This is a genomic window from Fructobacillus broussonetiae (assembly GCF_018437275.1).
In the GTDB taxonomy this organism is placed as follows: domain Bacteria; phylum Bacillota; class Bacilli; order Lactobacillales; family Lactobacillaceae; genus Fructobacillus; species Fructobacillus broussonetiae.
This window is the reverse complement of record NZ_JAAMFK010000004.1, coordinates 1-18,568: the sequence shown is the minus strand read 5'-3', so window position 1 is coordinate 18,568 and position 18,568 is coordinate 1. Positions and strand designations below refer to the sequence as shown.

19 protein-coding genes and 6 tRNA genes are annotated in these 18,568 nt (G+C 45.2%); 6 read left to right on the top strand and 19 right to left on the bottom strand.

The window, feature by feature from the left end; genetic code table 11:
- Positions 1-20 precede the first annotated feature (20 nt).
- Genes G6R29_RS03795 through G6R29_RS03785 form a run of 3 tightly spaced genes read left to right on the top strand, consistent with a single transcriptional unit; the run spans position 21 to position 1,147 of the window.
- On the top strand, positions 21-242 hold the full coding sequence (locus tag G6R29_RS03795) for a helix-turn-helix transcriptional regulator (protein ID WP_213809031.1): 222 nt from the start codon (positions 21-23) through the stop codon (positions 240-242).
- 2 nt (positions 243-244) lie between these two features.
- A complete protein-coding gene (locus tag G6R29_RS03790) occupies positions 245-682 on the top strand; it encodes a hypothetical protein (protein ID WP_213809030.1) in 438 nt (145 codons plus the stop codon).
- Positions 683-700: 18 nt separating this feature from the next.
- On the top strand, positions 701-1,147 hold the full coding sequence (locus tag G6R29_RS03785; protein ID WP_213809029.1) for a hypothetical protein: 447 nt from the start codon (positions 701-703) through the stop codon (positions 1,145-1,147).
- A gap of 578 nt (positions 1,148-1,725) precedes the next feature.
- On the opposite strand, the gene G6R29_RS03780 is transcribed toward G6R29_RS03785, so the two are convergent.
- The gene (locus G6R29_RS03780; RefSeq protein ID WP_213809028.1) at positions 1,726-2,499 is read right to left on the bottom strand and encodes a helix-turn-helix transcriptional regulator; all 774 of its coding nucleotides are present in this window, start codon (positions 2,497-2,499) and stop codon (positions 1,726-1,728) included.
- Between the two features lie 717 nt (positions 2,500-3,216).
- A tRNA-Glu gene (locus G6R29_RS03775) sits at positions 3,217-3,288 on the bottom strand.
- A 228-nt stretch (positions 3,289-3,516) separates the two neighbouring features.
- Between G6R29_RS03775 and G6R29_RS03770 the strand changes: the two genes are divergently transcribed.
- Both G6R29_RS03770 and G6R29_RS03765 read left to right on the top strand, forming a co-directional pair.
- The gene (locus G6R29_RS03770) at positions 3,517-4,413 is read left to right on the top strand and encodes an ABC transporter ATP-binding protein (protein WP_213809027.1); all 897 of its coding nucleotides are present in this window, start codon (positions 3,517-3,519) and stop codon (positions 4,411-4,413) included.
- The gene (locus G6R29_RS03765) at positions 4,406-5,638 is read left to right on the top strand and encodes an ABC transporter permease (RefSeq protein ID WP_213809026.1); all 1,233 of its coding nucleotides are present in this window, start codon (positions 4,406-4,408) and stop codon (positions 5,636-5,638) included. Before G6R29_RS03770 ends, G6R29_RS03765 begins: the two co-directional genes overlap by 8 nt.
- An 87-nt stretch (positions 5,639-5,725) precedes the next feature.
- Here G6R29_RS03765 and G6R29_RS03760 read toward each other — a convergent pair whose 3' ends face one another.
- Both G6R29_RS03760 and G6R29_RS03755 read right to left on the bottom strand, forming a co-directional pair.
- Positions 5,726-7,441: an ABC transporter permease/substrate binding protein gene (locus G6R29_RS03760; RefSeq protein WP_213809025.1), complete on the bottom strand. Its 1,716-nt coding sequence runs from the start codon at positions 7,439-7,441 to the stop codon at positions 5,726-5,728.
- Positions 7,434-8,630, bottom strand: a complete 1,197-nt coding sequence (locus G6R29_RS03755; protein WP_213809024.1) for a quaternary amine ABC transporter ATP-binding protein — start codon at positions 8,628-8,630, stop codon at positions 7,434-7,436. The genes G6R29_RS03760 and G6R29_RS03755 overlap by 8 nt, the downstream gene beginning before the upstream one ends.
- Positions 8,631-8,788: 158 nt before the next feature.
- Between G6R29_RS03755 and G6R29_RS03750 the strand changes: the two genes are divergently transcribed.
- Positions 8,789-9,418 (top strand): GntR family transcriptional regulator, encoded by a 630-nt coding sequence (locus tag G6R29_RS03750; protein ID WP_213809023.1) that lies wholly within the window; start codon positions 8,789-8,791, stop codon positions 9,416-9,418.
- An 81-nt stretch (positions 9,419-9,499) separates the two neighbouring features.
- On the opposite strand, the gene G6R29_RS03745 is transcribed toward G6R29_RS03750, so the two are convergent.
- The 15 genes from G6R29_RS03745 to G6R29_RS03675 all read right to left on the bottom strand — a co-directional run bounded on the left by G6R29_RS03745 (position 9,500) and on the right by G6R29_RS03675 (position 18,478).
- Complete coding sequence (locus G6R29_RS03745; protein WP_213809022.1) at positions 9,500-10,840, bottom strand: D-alanyl-D-alanine carboxypeptidase family protein; 1,341 nt, start codon at positions 10,838-10,840, stop codon at positions 9,500-9,502.
- On the bottom strand, positions 10,840-11,916 hold the full coding sequence (locus G6R29_RS03740; RefSeq protein WP_213809021.1) for a sensor histidine kinase: 1,077 nt from the start codon (positions 11,914-11,916) through the stop codon (positions 10,840-10,842). Before G6R29_RS03740 ends, G6R29_RS03745 begins: the two co-directional genes overlap by 1 nt.
- A 1-nt stretch (position 11,917) precedes the next feature.
- Positions 11,918-12,607 carry a response regulator transcription factor gene (locus G6R29_RS03735; RefSeq protein ID WP_213809020.1) on the bottom strand — a complete coding sequence of 230 codons (690 nt, stop codon included), beginning with the start codon at positions 12,605-12,607 and terminating at the stop codon, positions 11,918-11,920.
- Between the two features lie 2 nt (positions 12,608-12,609).
- On the bottom strand, positions 12,610-13,320 hold the full coding sequence (locus G6R29_RS03730; RefSeq protein ID WP_213809019.1) for a DUF1129 domain-containing protein: 711 nt from the start codon (positions 13,318-13,320) through the stop codon (positions 12,610-12,612).
- A 21-nt stretch (positions 13,321-13,341) separates the two neighbouring features.
- Positions 13,342-14,442 (bottom strand): redox-regulated ATPase YchF, encoded by a 1,101-nt coding sequence (ychF, locus tag G6R29_RS03725; protein ID WP_213809018.1) that lies wholly within the window; start codon positions 14,440-14,442, stop codon positions 13,342-13,344.
- A gap of 33 nt (positions 14,443-14,475) precedes the next feature.
- Positions 14,476-14,679, bottom strand: a complete 204-nt coding sequence (locus G6R29_RS03720; RefSeq protein WP_213809017.1) for a DUF951 domain-containing protein — start codon at positions 14,677-14,679, stop codon at positions 14,476-14,478.
- A complete protein-coding gene (locus G6R29_RS03715; protein WP_213809016.1) occupies positions 14,679-15,581 on the bottom strand; it encodes a ParB/RepB/Spo0J family partition protein in 903 nt (300 codons plus the stop codon). The genes G6R29_RS03720 and G6R29_RS03715 overlap by 1 nt, the downstream gene beginning before the upstream one ends.
- The gene (locus G6R29_RS03710; RefSeq protein WP_213809015.1) at positions 15,574-16,338 is read right to left on the bottom strand and encodes a ParA family protein; all 765 of its coding nucleotides are present in this window, start codon (positions 16,336-16,338) and stop codon (positions 15,574-15,576) included. The genes G6R29_RS03715 and G6R29_RS03710 overlap by 8 nt, the downstream gene beginning before the upstream one ends.
- A 30-nt stretch (positions 16,339-16,368) precedes the next feature.
- Entirely contained in the window at positions 16,369-17,085 is a 717-nt protein-coding gene (gene rsmG / locus G6R29_RS03705; RefSeq protein WP_213809014.1) for a 16S rRNA (guanine(527)-N(7))-methyltransferase RsmG, read from the bottom strand.
- A 181-nt stretch (positions 17,086-17,266) separates the two neighbouring features.
- On the bottom strand, positions 17,267-17,851 hold the full coding sequence (locus G6R29_RS03700) for a DUF4767 domain-containing protein (RefSeq protein ID WP_213809013.1): 585 nt from the start codon (positions 17,849-17,851) through the stop codon (positions 17,267-17,269).
- 92 nt (positions 17,852-17,943) lie between these two features.
- Positions 17,944-18,027 (bottom strand) — tRNA-Leu (locus tag G6R29_RS03695).
- A gap of 26 nt (positions 18,028-18,053) precedes the next feature.
- A tRNA-His gene (locus G6R29_RS03690) sits at positions 18,054-18,126 on the bottom strand.
- Positions 18,127-18,128: 2 nt separating this feature from the next.
- A tRNA-Trp gene (locus G6R29_RS03685) sits at positions 18,129-18,202 on the bottom strand.
- A 103-nt stretch (positions 18,203-18,305) separates the two neighbouring features.
- Positions 18,306-18,378, bottom strand: a tRNA-Val gene (locus G6R29_RS03680).
- 9 nt (positions 18,379-18,387) lie between these two features.
- Positions 18,388-18,478: transfer RNA gene (locus tag G6R29_RS03675), tRNA-Ser, on the bottom strand.
- Positions 18,479-18,568: the final 90 nt, after the last annotated feature.

The window sequence follows — 18,568 nt, the reverse complement described above, 5'->3', positions numbered from 1 at the left end:
TTTGATTGGAGAAAATAACCATGCTGAATCAAATTCGTGAAATGCGCAAGAGCCAACGTTTCTCACAAGACGAGCTCGCTCAGCGCACTGGCGTCACCCGTCAAACGATCAACGCCATCGAAAACAACAAGTACGACCCATCACTCGCACTTGCTTTCGAACTGGCCTACGTCTTGCACACAACTGTTCAAGACCTCTTCCACTACGACAAGCCCATCCGCCTATCAGATAAGGAAATCTAACCATGTCTAAAACAAAGAAATACGTTCGTTTTACTTTCTATTGGAAACTACTTTGGCAGAGCCTTGCTATTGCAGCAGTTCTTTTCCAAGGATTTAATCAACGTGACATCGCTTTTGACTTATTTATCGCTTGCTCCATTACTTTTCTCGCAGGGATGGCCCTTGTCCAAAAGCTTTTCGACATCAACCTATTCAACGCGAACAAATTTGATTTCATCGCCGATGAAAGAGACGCAGCAATACTAGAAAAAGTAAACCACACGATTCGTTATAACCGAGATAACATTGCCTACTCCTTACTGATTGTCGGATTCTTTGTCTTCAATTCAACGATGGAGTCAGCTTACAAAGTGATATTGTTCGCCTTCTTTATGGTGACGGCCACCATTCTTCCAACCTGCGAGTACTACTATCTCTGGAACAAGTTCGATCAAGAATAATTTTTAAGGAGTATATCAATGTCTAAAATAAAACAGTATGTTATTTGGAGTTTCTACTCCAACACACTGATGACCGTGATGGCCATGGTTTGGGCTGGACTATATCTATTTAATTATGAAACAGCATCAATTGCCGGCCTCATCATTTCAGTAGTCATCTACGCCATCTTTGCTTTCTACGTTAAAAAGAAGTTACAAATCAATGTTTTGAAGAAAAACGCTTTAGAACTCGCTACCGATGAACGCGAAAAGAGCATCATCAACAAAATCAACGCTGATTTAATCAAGGATTACACCTTCATCATTTCTATCGGTTTTGGTTGGGGCCTCTTGTTCCTACAAGGAAATGACATGAGCGACTTTGCTTTTACCAAGGGAATCTTTATCCTTTGGGCTGGTATCGCCTTCTTCCTACCAAGCTACCGTTACCTCACCCGCTGGTACAAGTATGACAAAGAATATTAAACGCAAAAAGGCCCAACATCACGTTGGGTCTTTTTTATTGCATTAAAAAAAGCCACCGTCCCCACGGTGGCTTTGAGAAAGTTGGTCAAACAACAATCCTTAAAACTATGACTAAAATATAACACCTTCTACTCACCAAGTAAATACTCATGTCCTAATTAAATTTAATTCAGGTTAGGTCTTTTTTTGCGATAAAAATGACTATTCTACGTATCATTCGATGAAGCAAAAAGATTGTCCTCTTTTGATGGCACTAGGTTTAAGTGCCTGGAAAGGAGGTTAAACATGGAAGAGATTCTTAAAACTATAGCTCAGCTGCCTAGTGCTGTATTAAATCAATTTTTAGTTGATTTAATATTAGACCAGCTGAAAAAGTGGATTAATTCGTTGTTCCACGACGATTAATCAACATGTCCCCCGATTCCCCGTCGGGGGTTTTCTTATAAAAGAAAAAACACCGCTGACCGGCGGTGTTTTCGAAAGTGGGTATTTCAATCTTGATAATTACCTGACATAAACATAGCACCTTCTTCTCACTAAGTAAACTGCAGTGTCCTAAATGACATCAGTCCGAGCATTTAATCCTGCGGCATCGTCATAATACTATCGTTCAAGTGCTTTTTCTGCTTCAAATCCTTTGATGTCAGCAAGTCCTTTGGCGCACCAGAAGCTTTCGCATCCTCATCCCACTTACCGTCAGCAAGTTCCTTGATTGTTTGCACGTTTGCCTTACGCATACTGTTCACAGCACTCTCCGGCACAATACGCGCACGCTTCACATACGATCCCTTGTGGTAAGCCATCACGTAGGGCTTATTCGTGCCAGGATTAATTCCAGTCGAAAGCGTCAGCTTCGTCCACTTATCCCCCCAGTCATCATCAGAAAACCAGGCCGTCCAGCGACCATGATTCTTATTGTTTGGATTCACTTCATTATCACTTGGCAACTCAGCGACACCAATCGTATAAGACAAAAACGGGTTCGTTCGATCAATAAAATCAATCCCCTTTTCATATCCATAAAACAGCACGCCACCCAAAACCATCAAGACGGCTGCCAAGGAACCAATCCCCATCAAGACCTTCTTGTAACGTCCCTTCTTCTTAAGGTCCAAATCGACCTTTTCAGCAACAGTATTTTCCTTCTTCATTGTCTCTTCTCCAAACACTAATTTTTCAAAAGACACGCCAAAGAGCAAACTCAGCTCACGCATAATCTCCAAGTTTGGATAGTTCTTTCCAGTTTCCCAGGTTGAAACGGTTTGCCGGCTCACGTGCATCCGGTCCGCCAATTCCTGCTGGGTCATCTCTTGATTAATACGTAATTGCTTGATGTCTGTCTCAAAGCTCATGTCTTCGTCTCCAATTAAAGTCGGTTTACTCACTAAATACTAGCAAGAAAGACTGGCATTTGTATAGCAAGTGTTACTGGCAAAGTCTAAACCGCACCAGCTTCAACTTTCCCACGTAAAAAGGCCCAACAAAATTGGGCCTTTTTTATTGCAATAAAAAAAGCCACCGTCCCCACGGTGGCTTTTGGAAAGTTGAGTAGACAACTAACCTCCAATTTCTACTTAAAATATAACACCACCTTCATAGCATGTAAATACTTATGACCTAACTAAATGCGAATTAAGTTAAGTCATTTTCTTTGCGGCAAAAACGAATTTGATACGTATCATTCGATGAAGCGAAAAAGATATTCCTCTTTTTATGGCACTAGGTTTAGGTGCCAGGAAAGGAGGGTAGATATGAACGAATTTCTCCAATTTTTAGCTCAGCTGCCAGAGGCTGTATTAGATCACCTATTGGTCGATTTAGTATTAGACCAGCTGAAAAAGTTGATTGAATCGTTTTTCCATGACGATTAATTTACACGTCCCCCGATTCCCCATCGGGGGTTTCTTTATAAAGAAAAACACCGCTGACCGGCGGTGTTTTCGAAAGTTGGTAATCCAAACTATCTTCAAAATTCTGACTTTAATATAGCACCAACTCCCACCAAAGTAAACGCCCTTGTCCTAACTAACAAAAAAAGCAGCCATCTTTCGATCGCTGCTTTCAAGACATAGCCCCAGAGGGAGTCGAACCCTCGATTTCGGCCTGAGAAGCCGACGTCTTAACCACTTGACCATAGGGCCATATTTCAATACTTAATCAGTTTACTAGATTGACCCTCTGCGGTCAACCATTTTGGCGGTATTTCGCCTTTCTTCGTTACTTAAAAAACCATTAAACTCTCCTCTTAAAATGCCCCACCCAAACAAACTCCCGTATAATAAAACTGTTATCATGTGGGTTCTCTTGCTCACAATTAACAACTGCCTCGCAGTAAAGCAACATTAAATAAACAAATCAAAGGAGCAACTATGATCACCGTATCGCACGTGAATAAGTCTTTTGGTGACCATCAAGCAGTTTCGGATTTGAACTTCACGATTGAACCAGGCGAAGTCCTTGGTTTGATCGGACAAAACGGTGCCGGAAAGACCACGACTTTCCGCATGATTTTGAACTTCATTGACGCTGACTCTGGTGAAATCACCTGGGATGGTCACCCCATCACCCAGGAACAAAAGCAAAAAATTGGTTTTCTGCCCGAAGAGCGTGGCCTTTACCAAAAGGAATCCATCGAGAGCCAAGTCCTCTACCTCGCCCAATTACACGGGATGAACAAAGAAGACGCCAAGGCTGAATTAACCGATTGGATGAACAAGCTTCAGGTCGTTGGTAAGAAGTCCGATCTGGTCCAGACTTTATCAAAGGGAAACGCGCAGAAGATTCAAATGATTTTGGCACTCATCTTTAAGCCGAAATTCATCATCTTGGACGAGCCTTTCTCCGGGTTAGATCCCGTAAACGCCTCCATCTTCATGGACGTCATCAAGGAGCTGAAAAAGCAGGGCGCCATGATCATCTTCTCCTCCCACAACATGGACAACGTCACGGAAATTTCCGACAAGCTCGTCATGTTGAAGCAGGGCCACACGGTCTTGCAGGGACCTTTGCAAGAAATCCGTGAGTCCTTCGGGCGCACGCGACTCTTTGTGGAAGCTCCTGACTTTACCGCTGCGGACTTCTTGGATATGGAAGGGGTAACTAAAGTCGAAGCCAGGGGCGCCGGCTATCTCCTCTACTTAACTGAGGAAGCTGCCGGGCACGCCATCTTTGATAAGGTGACCGCGAATGGATACATCCCCGCCTTCTCCCAGCAACCACCAACGCTGGGCGAGATTTTCAGAACGGAGGTTGCTACCCATGCTTAATCAAATCAAACTCGTCGCCAAGCATACCTACTTAGGTCGCTTGAAAAAGAAGTCCTTCTGGGGACTTATCTTGGCCCCCTTCCTTTTCATCTTAGTTTCCGCCGGAATCGGATTTGGAATCGCCGCCATGCAGTCGCACGACACAGCAGAAATTGCCGTCATCGCCCCTGCCAATACGCGCCAAGCCTTAGTGAACAATGAAAAGGACCTAAATATCAAGGTTTCTTCTATTAAGGACGAAAGCAAAGCCAAGGAAAAGTTAAACGCCGCTGACATCGACGGTGTCTTGAATATTGAAGACGACAAAGGAACCCTGTTAACACAGCCTAAGTCCACTGACATCGTTACCGATCAGTTAAAGAACTTTCTGTCAAAGCAAGCCCTTTCCAACAAGGCCGCCAAGTACAACCTGACGGAACAGCAGATTGACGATTTGAAGAACCCCTTTGCTTTGTCTTCAAAGGTTGTTGAAAAGAACCAGAAGAAAGATTCCGATGCCGCCTCTGCAGTTAAGCAAGGATTAGCCTTTGGAATCGCCATTACGGTCTTCATCATCGTTTCAACTTACGCTTCCATCATTGGAACAGAAATTGCAAACGAGAAGTCCTCACGTATCATGGAAACGCTCCTCGCGGCATCATCTGCCCGCGGACAATACTTCGGTAAGATTCTAGGAATTGCCTACCTCCTACTCACGCAGTTAGGCATCTATGCCGCCCTCATCATCCTCACTGTGTTGCTTGGTCAAAACTCTGAGATGATGCAGGTGGTCTTCTCTTACTTCTCCGCTCTAACGCCGATTTTCTGGCTCTACACGCTTTTCTTCGTCGTTGTTGGAACAAGTACCTACTTGGTCATCGCAGCCATCTCAGCCTCTGTAGTTAACGATCAGACGCAGATTTCGCAGGCGATGATGCCCATCACCATCATTTCGATGATTCCATACGTGGTTGGTATTTCATCATCTGCTGCCGGTAATAATTTGCTGGTTAAGATTTTGTCTTACGTCCCACTCGTTGGACAGTCGCTGATGCCGTCGCAGTTGGCAAATCACTATGCCAACTGGTTTGAAGCAATCATTTCCCTCTTGCTCTCCGTTGTTTTCTTAGTACTCGTCGCTTGGTTCGGCCAACGCTTGTACGCGAAAAACGTTCTCTCCTACTCGGATGAAAACGCCTTGAAGCAATTGTGGAAGGCAATGCTGCCTACTAAGAAATCAATCTAAAAGTCAAAAGCGGCCCAGGCCCATTTGACAGCACATAAAAAAGCCCGATTCGTTTCGAATCGGGCTTTTCTTTATGCTTTTAATTGATTACTTAAACCATGAGTCAACTTGTGACTTGTGCGTCTTGATGTAATCCTTAGCAGCTTGTTCAGGTGACTTACCACTTTGAATATCAAGCATAACTGATTGCATTTCGTCTTGTGACCACTTAAAGTTCTTCATGACCTTGTAAGTGTCAGGGTTAGTCTTCTTCAAATCCTTGCGAACAACGGTGTTGATTGATTCTTCTCCACCCATCGTCTTCTTAGGATCCTCCAAGAACTTCAACTTGTACTTGTTGAAGATCCAGTGTGGGGTCCAACCAGTAATCACGATTGGTTGCTTAGCCTTGTAGGCCTTATCCAATGCGGCTGGCATTGCACCAGATGATGAAGGCGTCAACTTCCAACCTGAAAGGTTAGAGTATGAGTCGATTGTCTTTTGAGCGGCGGTCATAACACCGGCACCCGCTTCGATACCGACAATGTTCTTGTCTGCTTGGTTGTTCAAGTCAGAGATTGAGTTAACGTCCATGTAATCAGGAACTACCAATCCCAAGCGAACACCTGTCAAGTTCTTACCAAGAACGTCAACCTTGTCCTTGTACTTAGCAAGCATGGCCTTGTGCGTGACAGGCAACCATGCTGAAACCGTTCCATCAATTTGCTTGTTAGCAACTGATTGCCAGTTAACGGCGTTATCCAATGGCGTCGTCTTAACCGTGTAACCGTGCTGACGCATTGCTTCGGCCAAAACGTTCGTTGAGGCAACTTCAGAATCCCATTCAACGTAACCAAGTGTTACTTGCTTACCTGCTTGCTTTGAAGCCATTACTGAACCAACGGCACCAGAGATAACCATAATCAAGACCATTGCCCATGCAGCAAGCTTACGCCACTTTGGCAACTTTACCGTCGTCACAGGGTTCGTGTTCAACTTTTGAACGAAACGATCAACGATGATGGCCAAGATAACCAAGGCGATACCATTAACGAATCCAGCACCAACGTCGGCGTGTTGAACGGCTGACAGAACACCACGTCCAAGACCTGGCGCACCAATCATTGAAGCCGTCACAACCATTGACAAGGCCAACATAATCGTTTGCTTTGAACCAGCAATGATTGATGGCTTTGCTGAAGGCAATTCCAACTTGAAGAGCTTTTGCCAAGTCGTTGATCCAAATGAATCAGCGGCTTCAACCAAGTCTTCAGGCACTTGTTGCAACCCAAGGTGAGTCAAGTTAACAACTGGTGGCAAAGCAAAAATGATTGAGGCAAAGGCACCTGGAACCATACCGATACCGAAGAAGGCAACGGCTGGAATCAAGTAAACAAAGGCTGGCATCGTCTGCATGAAGTCCAAGATTGGCTTAATGATAGCGAAAGCCTTTGGTGACTTAGACGTCCAGATTCCAAGAGGAATACCAATAACCAAGGCGATGAATGATGACCAGAAGACAAGTGTCAACGTTTGCATCAAGTCACCCCAGAGGGCTTGGTTGTCAACCAAAGTCAAACCAAGCAAAATCAAAACTGGCAAACCGTACTTCTTTGGCGTGGTAAACCATGCCAATAAAGCCAAGGCAATGACGAAGATTGGCGTTGGAATGGCTGTCAAGAAAGCCGTTGTTCCGTCCATCAGTGATTGACCAGAGTTTTGGATGGCGTTGAAGAGACCTGACCAGTTTTCAGTCAACCAGTTCACACCATTCGTTACCCAATCGTTTAAGGGCAACTTTGGAATTGAAAGTAGATTATTCATCAGCTTGTCCGTCTCCTTCCGTTTGAGCTAAGGCTTCGATAACAGCACCACGGATGATGATTCCGCGCATCTTATTGTTATCATCAACCACAGCAACTGGTGTCGTGGCATCGTAAATGATTGACATGATGTCTGACACAATCGTGTCAGGCTTAACCTTTGGCATGTCCATCATGACGTCACGCAATGGCAATTCTTCACGACGGGCCTTAACAGCCGCGTCAGAAGTTAAGTAACCAGCGAATTGACGCTTTGAATCGATGGCAACCAAACCAGAAACTTCTTCTTCTTGCATGCGGTGCAAGGCAACGTTTGGACCATCTGAATCAACGTTAATCGTCAAACCAGGAATCATGATTGATTCGGCGTTCAAGACCTTTGAACGGTCAACGTCTTCAACGAAGTTTTCAACATAATCGTTTGCTGGGTTCGTCAAGATTTCTTCACCCGTTCCGATTTGTTGCAATTGTCCGTCCTTCATGATGGCGATGCGATCACCAATACGAAGTGCTTCGTTCAAGTCGTGGGTGATGAAGATGATTGTCTTCTTCACGTTTTGTTGCAAGTCCAAGAGTTCATCTTGCATTTCGTGACGAACCAATGGATCCAAAGCAGAGAACGCTTCGTCCATGAGCAGGATGTCTGGATCGTTTGTCAAAGCACGTGACAAACCAACACGTTGTTGCATACCACCAGAAAGTTGTGATGGATATTGATCCTTAAATGAGAGCAAGCCTGAGTTTTCCAAAGCTTGTTCTGCACGCTTCTGACGTTCTGCTGGCTTGACCCCTTGAATTTCCAAACCGAATTCTGCGTTTTGCAAAATCGTACGGTGTGGGAACAACGCGAAGTTCTGGAAGACCATTGACATCTTCTTACGACGAATGTCTAACATTTCCTTCTTGTTGAAGTGGGTAATTTCCTTACCATCCAAAATGATCTGACCTGAAGTAGGTTCGATCAAACGGTTAAGCAAACGAATCAACGTTGACTTACCGGAACCTGAAAGACCCATGATAACGAAGATTTCACCTTCGTTAACATCCATGTTGATGTCGTAGACACCAACCGTTGAACCAGTCTTTTCAAAAATTTCGTTCTTAGACTTATTCTCCTTAACCATCTTCAAAGCAGCTTTCTGCTTCTTACCGAAGACCTTGGTTAAGTGCTTAATTTGCACTTTTGGCATAAATCCTCCTATTAGTTGACTACTGCCTTAATTTAAAATAAACTAAAAAGTGACCATCTGTTCTTTGTAACAGGTGGGCAATAGTGACCTCTTAATATTCTACACGGGTTGTCACTTTTGTCAAATCGAAATTAACCGGCACTAGAGGAAACAGACGTATGCCTAAGATTAAAGAACCACGCTACCATAAGATTGCTTTGGATATCGCCGAGCACATCGTTCAAAAGAAATTTAAAATCGGTGAAAAGCTTCATGCTCGTTCCACCCTCGCTGCAACCTTTGGGGTTTCTGCAGAAACCGCTCGAAAAGCAATCTCAGTGCTTGCTGACCTTGACATCGTTAAGCCTGTTCACGGTTCGGGTGTCGAAGTTCTCTCTGCCGAAAGAGCCAAGGACTTTCTTGACCAAGCAAGAGAAACGCGGGACTTACACGAAACACACAGTGAAATTAAAGATCTGATCGCCCAACAAAAAGCAGACCTGGCAAACTTGGATAACGCCTTTACTTTACTGTTGGATCAAACCCAGCGCGTTCGCCAACAAAATCCCATGTCACCCTTTGAAATTGTTCCAGACGTCGGCTCTGACAAGTTGAATCAGTCAATTGGTTCACTGAATGTCTGGCAAAACACCGGGGCAACCATCATCGCCATCTTGCACGAAGATGATTTGATTCTTTCACCCGGACCATACGCCAATATCACAGCGGGTGACACGATTTACTTCGTTGGTTCTGAAAAGACGGTCGAAGCGATGCAATCATTCTTTGACCCCAAAAATAATGACTAAGATAGAGAAGCGTGTTTAGCTATTTTATCGGTTAAAAAAAGGACAGGAATTTCTTCCTGTCCTTTTTGTTTTTACATTAAATTAATCGTCTTCAGGAACCGGTTGCCCTTGAAGTTCAAGGCCGATACCCTTCTCTGCCTTCGTTGTTCCAGGCAAGAATTCACCCTTCATCTGAACGCCGAGTGTAGCAAGAACCTTCGTATCCGAGGCATCTGGTGCCTTCTTCAACGTTGGTGCCTTATCCAATGTGAGGTCATCCTTTGAGCGGTTCCAGTATGTCTTATTCGTCGCAACCTGAACCTTTGCCTTCACCTTGCTATCCTTGATTGCTAATGCTTCAGAACCCTTAATGGTTGATCCCGCCTTGTAATCATGCGGCACCATGTCTGAGAGCACCTGGTCAACAATATCAATTGTTCCTTGGAAACGCTTCTGATTGTCAGTGTATGAACCAGCACCGTTAATCACCGTTAAGAAGAGGTGACCGTTCTTATCCTTCACAATTCCAGTGAAGCAGCCACCGGATTCAGGCGTCGAACCAGTCTTCAAACCAAGCATCGTCAAATCGTTTTCATTATCCAAGTTTGCTTGAATCTGTCGGAATTCAGAACCAAAGCCAGATGAAACGGAAGCCTTCGTACGACTGTTCTTCGTGTAAACCAAGTTCGCGTTGTTCGTTAGCTTCTTCAACGATGGATCCATCTCAACTACCGCGCGTGCAATTTGCGCTACCTGCGATGCAGAAGCGCTGTTATACGCGTTTGCAGAAGCAGACTTCACCTGGTTATCAAAAGCATCCCCGTTCTTTTGACCAGCGCCGTTATACCAATCTGATTCCTTCAGGTTCAATTCCTTTGCCCAGCCTTGTAAGGTACTTTGGCTCGTCTGGCCAGTTGGTGTCATGTATGACGTCAACGCAAAAGCAGCATCGTTTGCGGAATTCGTAAACATCGCCCAGTAGAGATCACGAACAGAAACCTTGTCCCCCTTCTTAATCTCCAAGTGGGAGAACTCGTTACTGTTTTGCGATGACAGGTCAGCAGAAGCAGGAATCGTCACTTGACTGTTCCAAGTGATCTTCTTGCTCTCAATTCCCTTCAAAACACCGTAGGCAACGAGCATCTTTGATTGAGAAGCAATTGCCACCTGCTTATTTACGTTCTTTTCACCCAACACCTGTCCGGTGGACAAGTCCACAACCATAGCAGACTTCGCATCCACTTTCAATGTTACGGGCGCTTCATCCCCCAGCATTTGCTTTTGCACCGTTTTTTGAACGTGCGGCAAAAAGAAGTAGGTGGCACCACCTACCAGCACCAGAACGAAGAGAATGGCAAATAACCAAATCCGCGTCTTACGGCCCATTTTCTTCTTTCGTGCTGTCTTTGTATGAAATTGGATTGACTGCTTTTTCTTAAACATTAGTCAGCTTCTTTTCTTTGTTTTTTAGGCAATGTCATAATAAATGCCGTCAGCTCATCGTTGGATTCGACATGGATTTCACCCTTATGCTGATCGATAACACCCTTTACGATGGACAGGCCAAGACCCGTTCCACCGGTTTTTGCGTTTCTTGAAGACTCCACCCGGTAGAAGCGGTCGAAGAGTTGTTCTTGCGCTTCCTTCGGAATGGCTGGTCCGTCATTGATGACTCGGATTTCAACCTGGCCATCATCCTTTTCCTGTGCGGTTAATTTGATGAAAGAGGCACCTGCCCCGTACTTCAAACCGTTTTCCACGAGGTTAATCAACACCCGAGCCAGTTTTTCAGAATCACCCGCCATCACAATCAGCTTTGGCGCTAACTGTGTTGTCAGCTGAATCTGCTTATCCTTTGCTTCCATGGCGTAGTTTGCCAAAACCTGTTCAAAGAGATCACCAAGTGAGAAGTCCGTGATGTTCAAGTTCACTTGAGAGGATTGCAGCTTGGCAAATTCAAACAGGTCTTCAACGAGGACCTTCATCTGGTTGGCTTTATGATAGGCCGTTTCAATGTATTTTTGCTGGTCGCCTTCTTTAACGATTGAGTTCGGTGTTGCCACTAAACCTAAGTAACCAATAATCGCCGTTAAAGGTGTTCGCAAATCATGGGAGATATTGGTCATCATCTCCTCTTTTGAGGCTGCTTCCTTCTGGTAGGTCCTTTCACGCTCTTGATAGCCATTAAGGACATCGTCCAGAAGTGCGACAGGCTTTGTTTTTTTAACTTGCTTTGAGGCTTTCTTATCCCCTAATTGGTTTTTTCGAATGCCACGGAGGTCGTTTGTTAATTTCTTTAGTGTGCGACCCTTTCGGTAGCCTGGAATCTTCAAAAGTAAGAATAAGAAGAAGATACCTCCTGTTAAAAAGCAAAAAGAAGGCCAACCGGTCCATACTGACCAGGTGGGCCTTACTTTTAACCAATCAAACAGTAGGACCCAGGCCACTGCAGCGGAGAAAGCAAGCTCTAAGAGAACTTTCACCAGGGCCAAAAATCGCAATGTGATGGTTTTGATCATTTTAGTTCACTTCAATTTTGTATCCGACACCCCAGACCGTTTGGATGACTTGGTCACCACCGGTCGCCTCTTCTAGTTTATCACGAAGATGGGAAACGTGAACCATAACTGTCTTTGCAGAAACAACAGATTCTTGTTGCCAAACACGTTCAAAGATATCATCAGCGGAGAACACACGGTTTGGGTGTGAAGCTAAGAGGTAGAGAATACCGAATTCCAAGGCCGTCAAGTTGACCAAATCGCCGGATGCTGTCTTCACATCGTGTGAATCCTTGTTAATCACAAGGGAAGCCACGGTCAATACATCTGGTTTTTGTTCTTGAACAGCGTTTTGAGAACGACGAATCAAAGAGCGGATGCGAGCCATCACTTCCAAAGGATTAAATGGCTTCGTGACATAATCATCGGCTCCAGAAATCAAACCTTGAATTTTATCCATGTCCGTTGACTTAGCAGACAACATCAAAATTGGGATGTGCGTGTCCTTGCGAACTTCCTTCAACACATCGAATCCCGTCATGTTTGGCATCATGATGTCCAAGACCATGAGGGCAATGTCTGGGTTCGTGTTAAACTTGGACAAGGCTTCCTTACCATCCTTTGCAATCAATGGTTCGTAGCCTTCGTTCTTCAAGTAAATTTCAAGTAATTCAGCGATCTCCTGATCGTCATCAACAACTAAAATTTTCATGATTAACCTCTTTTATCAGCTTCCTGCTTCAAACGCTCTTGTTGGGCAAGCTTCGAAATAGCCAAAACACCACCACGCTTCATTCCTGCCATGCGACGGTTTACAAAGAAAGCCGCCCAGGCGATGAAGAAGACCAAGCCGTAACCCCAAACCGGAAGGATAGGGTTAATAACGGCTGGTAAGTACAAGAAGAGTGAGAAACCACCAACCCACAAAAGGGCAACGATGATTAACAAAGCCCAAGTTGGGAAGCGCTTCTTCTTTTCGTCTTGGTTCGGATTTGGAACCAAAGCTTGCATCGCCCAAGTGTAGATGAATCCACCCCAGATAGACAAGGCCAAAGCGGAAAGAATTCCGATTCCTTCAGACCCCTTAGCAGATCCAGAAAAGCCCATCGTAACCGTGAAGAAACCAGTCAAGAACATAATCAAGACCAAGGACGTGTCGGTTGCCAAGAAGGTAAAGGAATAGTCATGGAAGCCCTTTGCCAAACGCACGGGGTTCAAGAAGCTATCCAATGCTTCACTTGGTGAACCAAACAATTGAGCGGCCGTTTGACCACTCTTTTGTCCCTCGGCCAATTGTTCTTCAATGTCGGCCAGGATACTTTCCTTCTTTTCTTCTTCCACCTTGTCCGAGGCTTGAAGTCCCTTCTTAAAACGGAAAAGGAAATCTTGATTTTTCTTTGATAATTTGTGTTCGACTTCTGTCATCGTCTCACCCTTTTTTATTTCTTAAACGTTAAAGCGGAATTCAATGATGTCACCGTCTTGGACATCGTAATCCTTACCTTCGGAGCGGAGGCGTCCTGCTTCCTTCACGGCCTTGACTGAACCATACTTGTCCAAGTCATCAAATGCGATGGTTTCGGCGCGAATAAAGCCACGTTCGAAGTCGGAGTGAATAACACCAGCTGCTTGTGGTGCCTTGTAACCCGCCTTAAACGTCCATGCACGCGTTTCCTTGCCACCAGCAGTGAAGAAGGTACGCAAGTCAAGCAAGTGGTAAGCAGAGCGAATCAGCTTGTTCAAACCAGGTTCTTCGATACCAGCAAGCTCAAGGTAGTCCGCCTTCTCGTCATCGTCCAATTGAGCGATTTCTTCTTCGGCGTTTGCTGAAAGTCCGATAACTTCGGCCCCTTCCGTATCGGCAAATTCCTTAATTTGCTTAAAGTAAGCAGAAGCTTCTGGGTTAGCCATGTCATCTTCAGCGATGTTTGCCACGTACAACGTAGGCTTAGCCGTCAACAAGAACAAGCCCTTCACCACTTCTTTTTCTTCATCTGAGAAGTCGATGGTACGAACAGCCTTACCTTCTTCAAGGACTGGCTTAATCTTTTCCAAAACGGCTGCTTCAGCCTTGGCCGCCTTGTCTGATCCCTTCGCTGCACGAGCGACCTTAGCATAGCGCTTATCAACAGCTTCCAAATCGGCCAAAATCAATTCGGTGTTGATGGTTGAGATGTCGTCCAATGGATCAACCTTACCATTCACGTGAATGATTTCGTCGTCATCAAAGGCACGGACAACGTGCACGATGGCATTTACTTGACGGATGTTTTCCAAGAACTTGTTTCCAAGTCCTTCACCCTTCGATGCCCCCTTAACGATACCGGCGATGTCGGTAAATTCGAAGGTCGTTGGGATAATCTTATCAGCCGGTTCAATTTCTTGAATGCGGGCTAAGCGATCATCTGGGACCTCGACGATTCCGACGTTTGGTTCAATCGTGGCAAAGGGGTAGTTTGCCATTTCGGCCCCCGCTTTGGTAATTGCGTTAAATAAAGTTGACTTCCCAACGTTTGGCAAACCAACGATTCCAGCTGTTAAAGCCATCCTCTGGTCCTCTCTTCTCTAATTCTTTTCTTGTTATTTGTTGTCTGCTTTTTCAAGCACCTTCTTAAGGCGCTTATCAAAGTCATGACGGGTTAACATGATGGTGCGTTGACATGCTGAACACGTCAACTTGATGTCAGCACCCATGCGGTTGATGATCCAAGCATTACTACCGCAGGCATGGGGCTTTTTCATTTCCACCAAGTCACCCAAATCGTAATCCTTCTTTTCAACCATTAGTCTACCTCGATGGCTAAGATTTCCAAAATACGTTCCAAGTCACGGTTGGATACATAGTTAATTTCGATTTTTCCTGAACCCTTCTTACCAGCGTTCACCTTCACCTTCGTTCCAAACTTGTCTTCCAAACGGTTGGCCAAGTCTTCAGCGAATGGTGATGGCTGCTTTCCAGGTTGCTTTGGCTTGTCTCCGGCATTTGCCTTTTTAACCAAGGCTTCTACCTGACGGACGTTTAAGCCGTCCTTCAAGACAACGGACAAAACCGAGTTTAACTGGCTCTCCTTTTCCAATCCAAGCAAGGCACGTGCCTGCCCCATGGATAGTTCACCTTGTTGAACAAGTTGCTGAACCTTGTCAGGCAACTTGAGCAAACGCAAAGCGTTTGCCACCGTTGTCCGTTCCTTACCAACGCGGTCGGCCAACTTAGATTGCGTTAATTCAAGTTGGGACATCAAGTTGGCGTAGGCACGAGCCTCTTCAATTGGATCCAGGTTGTCGCGCTGGAGGTTTTCAATCAAAGCAAGCGTTGCCATCGTTTCATCGTTTGTTTCGCGAACGATGGCCGTAATCGTTTTAGCGAAGAGCGTCTTCGTTGCACGGAAACGACGTTCTCCAGCAATAATTTGGTACTTTGCGCCGGCTTTGCGAACAATGATTGGCGTGAGCAAACCGTTTTCTTTAATTGATTGGGCCAATTCCTTGATGGAATCCTCGTCAAACTTTAAACGGGGTTGGAATGGGTTGGCTTCAATCTTTGCGAGTGGTAAGTCCACGACCTTTTCAGCGTCGTCAGCGACACGAGTAATCGTCTTAGAGTGTTCCAATGCTTGCTTAGAAATGCCGTTGGATCCAAAGAGTGAATCCATGTTCTTTCCTAAGCCACCTTTTTTATTAACCATATTGAGCGATTACCTCCTTCGCAAAGGCTGTGTAGACGCGGGCCCCTGGTGACTTTGGATCAAAGTCAATGATGGCCTGGCCGTATGATGGCGCTTCGGACAAACGAACGGAGCGCGGAATGACCGTGTCGTACACACGGTCTTCAAAGTATGAACGAACTTCTTCAGAAACTTGCTTAGCAAGGTTCGTTCGGCTGTCATACATGGTGAGCAGGATACCCGCCATTTCAAGTTCTGGGTTCAACCCCTGGCGGACCAACTCAATCGTGTTGATCAACTGGCCCAAACCTTCAAGGGCATAAAATTCCGTTTGAACTGGAATCAAGACGGCGTCGGCCGCCGTAAAGGAGTTAATCGTCAGCAAGCCCAATGATGGTGGGTTATCGATGATCACGTAGTCGTATTCACCGGATACCGTTGATAAAGCACGGTTCAAGCGGTATTCACGTTCTTCCATCTCGACCAATTGAACTTCGGCTTCTGACAATTGAATCGTCGTTGGCAGGATGTCCAAGCCCTTTGTTGAGGAATGCAAAATGGCGTTCTTGGCAGGAAAATCCTGAACAATCACATCGTAAATGTCGTGTTCCAAAGTGGACTTGTCGACACCCACTCCTGATGATGCGTTTCCCTGAGGGTCGGCGTCGACCAAGAGGACTTTCTTACCAGCCTTAGCTAAAGCCGCAGAGAGATTGATACTAGTTGTTGTTTTACCAACGCCACCTTTTTGGTTGGCTAAAGCAATAATTTTTGCCACAGTCTTGCTCCTTTACAAAAGAATAAATGCTTAAAGGGGTTTCTTTGAAGGTGTACCCGCTTGACGTGGATACTTTTTGGGGGTCTTCTTCACCTTATCAACCCGTTGGATGACGCGTGGGTCTTCGTTAGGCAAAGTCAGATTCGTTTCGGATACAAGTTTTCCACCCAATGTATCGAGAGCCTTCTGCCCTGCCTTCATTTCTTCTTGACCAGCTGAACCCTTCATCACGAGGAAGGCACCGCCAATTTTAACGAATGGCAACGTGTACTCAGCAAGGACCGCTGTCCGAGCAACCGCACGGGCTGTCGCGTAGTCAAAGCTTTCACGAAGCTTCTCGTCCTTTCCAAGGTCTTCTGCACGACCGTGAATAACCGTCACGTTTGAAAGGCCGAGTTCTTGAACCATTTCCTTCAAGAAGTTCACTCGCTTGTTCAGTGAGTCAACCATCGTAACCTTCAAGTTTGGCAACGCAATCTTCAATGGTAAAGCAGGAAAGCCAGCGCCAGATCCGACATCAATCAGAGTCGGTTCACCATCTTTTAACTCTGGAAACTCCAAAGCCAACGTAAGTGAATCAAAGAAATGCTTTAAGTAGACTTCCTCTTTTTCAGTAATTGCCGTTAAGTTAAAGGACTGGTTGGCCAAAACAAGCTTTTCAAAGTATGTTTCAAATTGCGCTAACTGTTTGTCAGACAGGGATAAACCGGCCTCGGCTAGTTGATTTTTAAAACTTTCTGGATTCAAATTTTTCCTCCAAACCAGGCCATTTTCCCCTAGTTTACTAATATCAAGAATACCTAAAATAAAGCCGATAATCAAGGAATTCCCATTTCTTTTTCCTAACAAAAAACGCCGGGAACTTGTCCCGAGCGTTTTTGATTTATTCAGCATCAGAAAGGTCAAAACTTCCCCACTCAATTTCCGATTAGGAGTGGAAAACCTTCGCAAAATTCTTTTGAAGATCGGCGTTTTGACTCTTTTGGAAGTAGAGTTGTCCACCGTTGTTTGTTGTTGAAACGTAAACTGTTGGCTGGTTGTTTTCGACCGTGAAGAAGTATAGGATTCCCTTCATGCTCTGTGTTGCTTCGGCCGCAACCGCCACAACGTTCAATCCGTCTTGCTCATTGGCTGATGGGTTCCAAGAAAGGTTCTTCTGCTTACCATCAATGATGACCTGGTTCTTCAAATGACCACTCTCAAGTTCTTCTGGAAAGAGGATACCGTAGTAGTTTGGTTCCTTATCGTCATAAGTCCCAACATAGGTTTGCTTCATATTCTTTTGCCAAGAAGCCATGAATGAAGAGAGGGCCTTGTTCTTATCATCAGACCAGAAGCTCTTAGCGGCCTGAACAGCCTTCTTAGATGATGAAGAAGACATCGCGGCTGATGAGGTGTTACCTTCCTTATTAGTAGTATCCTTTTGACCGCTGTTCTTTCCGAGGATAAACATCAACGCGATGAATACTGCCGCAAATACGACTGCCAAAGTCCAAACCGTGCTTTTCTTCATTCTCTTCTCCTTGCCATTACGTGTTTATATAATCATATTTTACACGAAAAAAGGCAAAGAAAAAAGCAACTCATTGCTGAGTTGCTTTGTGATGCCCTCGGTGGGAGTCGAACCCACACGGTGTTGCCACCACTGGATTTTGAGTCCAGCGCGTCTGCCAATTCCGCCACAAGGGCAATATAAAGTTTTACAACTTTATTAGGGCGATAGAAGGGGATCGAACCCTCGCATGCTGGATCCACAAACCAGTGTGTTAACCACTTCACCACTACCGCCATGGCAGGGATAGAGGGAGTCGAACCCCCATCAACGGTTTTGGAGACCGCTATTCTACCATTGAACTATATCCCTAAATTTTCAAAAATCAGTTTTATAACTGAACAACATGCTGAGGACTCGCACCCCATCTAAGCACTCTTGCCCATGCTGTAAAAATAAAAAAGAAATGTTGCTATGGACGCTACAGGGATCGAACCTGTGACCCCCTGCTTGTAAGGCAGGTGCTCTCCCAGCTGAGCTAAGCGTCCAGAATTTAATGGAGAGGAAGGGATTCGAACCCTCGAAGCACCTTTCGACGCTTACACGGTTTCCAACCGTGCTCCTTAAGCCAGACTCGGACACCTCTCCAAAACTCTTTTTTATTCTTATATGTACGGCATCGCGTCGTCCTATCCTCGCAGCCAGCGTTCCGGCAACTACTTTTGGCGCTAAAGAGCT

What these genes read in the sequence shown, in the direction of transcription:
- G6R29_RS03795 (WP_213809031.1), top strand. Translation starts at nt 21, where the DNA reads ATGCTGAATCAAATTCGTGAAATGCGCAAGAGCCAACGTTTCTCACAA.
- G6R29_RS03790 (WP_213809030.1), top strand. Translation starts at nt 245, where the DNA reads ATGTCTAAAACAAAGAAATACGTTCGTTTTACTTTCTATTGGAAACTA.
- G6R29_RS03785 (WP_213809029.1), top strand. Translation starts at nt 701, where the DNA reads ATGTCTAAAATAAAACAGTATGTTATTTGGAGTTTCTACTCCAACACA.
- G6R29_RS03780 (WP_213809028.1), bottom strand. Translation starts at nt 2,499, where the DNA reads ATGAGCTTTGAGACAGACATCAAGCAATTACGTATTAATCAAGAGATG.
- G6R29_RS03770 (WP_213809027.1), top strand. Translation starts at nt 3,517, where the DNA reads ATGATCACCGTATCGCACGTGAATAAGTCTTTTGGTGACCATCAAGCA.
- G6R29_RS03765 (WP_213809026.1), top strand. Translation starts at nt 4,406, where the DNA reads ATGCTTAATCAAATCAAACTCGTCGCCAAGCATACCTACTTAGGTCGC.
- G6R29_RS03760 (WP_213809025.1), bottom strand. Translation starts at nt 7,441, where the DNA reads ATGAATAATCTACTTTCAATTCCAAAGTTGCCCTTAAACGATTGGGTA.
- G6R29_RS03755 (WP_213809024.1), bottom strand. Translation starts at nt 8,630, where the DNA reads ATGCCAAAAGTGCAAATTAAGCACTTAACCAAGGTCTTCGGTAAGAAG.
- G6R29_RS03750 (WP_213809023.1), top strand. Translation starts at nt 8,789, where the DNA reads ATGCCTAAGATTAAAGAACCACGCTACCATAAGATTGCTTTGGATATC.
- G6R29_RS03745 (WP_213809022.1), bottom strand. Translation starts at nt 10,840, where the DNA reads ATGTTTAAGAAAAAGCAGTCAATCCAATTTCATACAAAGACAGCACGA.
- G6R29_RS03740 (WP_213809021.1), bottom strand. Translation starts at nt 11,916, where the DNA reads ATGATCAAAACCATCACATTGCGATTTTTGGCCCTGGTGAAAGTTCTC.
- G6R29_RS03735 (WP_213809020.1), bottom strand. Translation starts at nt 12,607, where the DNA reads ATGAAAATTTTAGTTGTTGATGACGATCAGGAGATCGCTGAATTACTT.
- G6R29_RS03730 (WP_213809019.1), bottom strand. Translation starts at nt 13,320, where the DNA reads ATGACAGAAGTCGAACACAAATTATCAAAGAAAAATCAAGATTTCCTT.
- ychF (WP_213809018.1), bottom strand. Translation starts at nt 14,442, where the DNA reads ATGGCTTTAACAGCTGGAATCGTTGGTTTGCCAAACGTTGGGAAGTCA.
- G6R29_RS03720 (WP_213809017.1), bottom strand. Translation starts at nt 14,679, where the DNA reads ATGGTTGAAAAGAAGGATTACGATTTGGGTGACTTGGTGGAAATGAAA.
- G6R29_RS03715 (WP_213809016.1), bottom strand. Translation starts at nt 15,581, where the DNA reads ATGGTTAATAAAAAAGGTGGCTTAGGAAAGAACATGGATTCACTCTTT.
- G6R29_RS03700 (WP_213809013.1), bottom strand. Translation starts at nt 17,851, where the DNA reads ATGAAGAAAAGCACGGTTTGGACTTTGGCAGTCGTATTTGCGGCAGTA.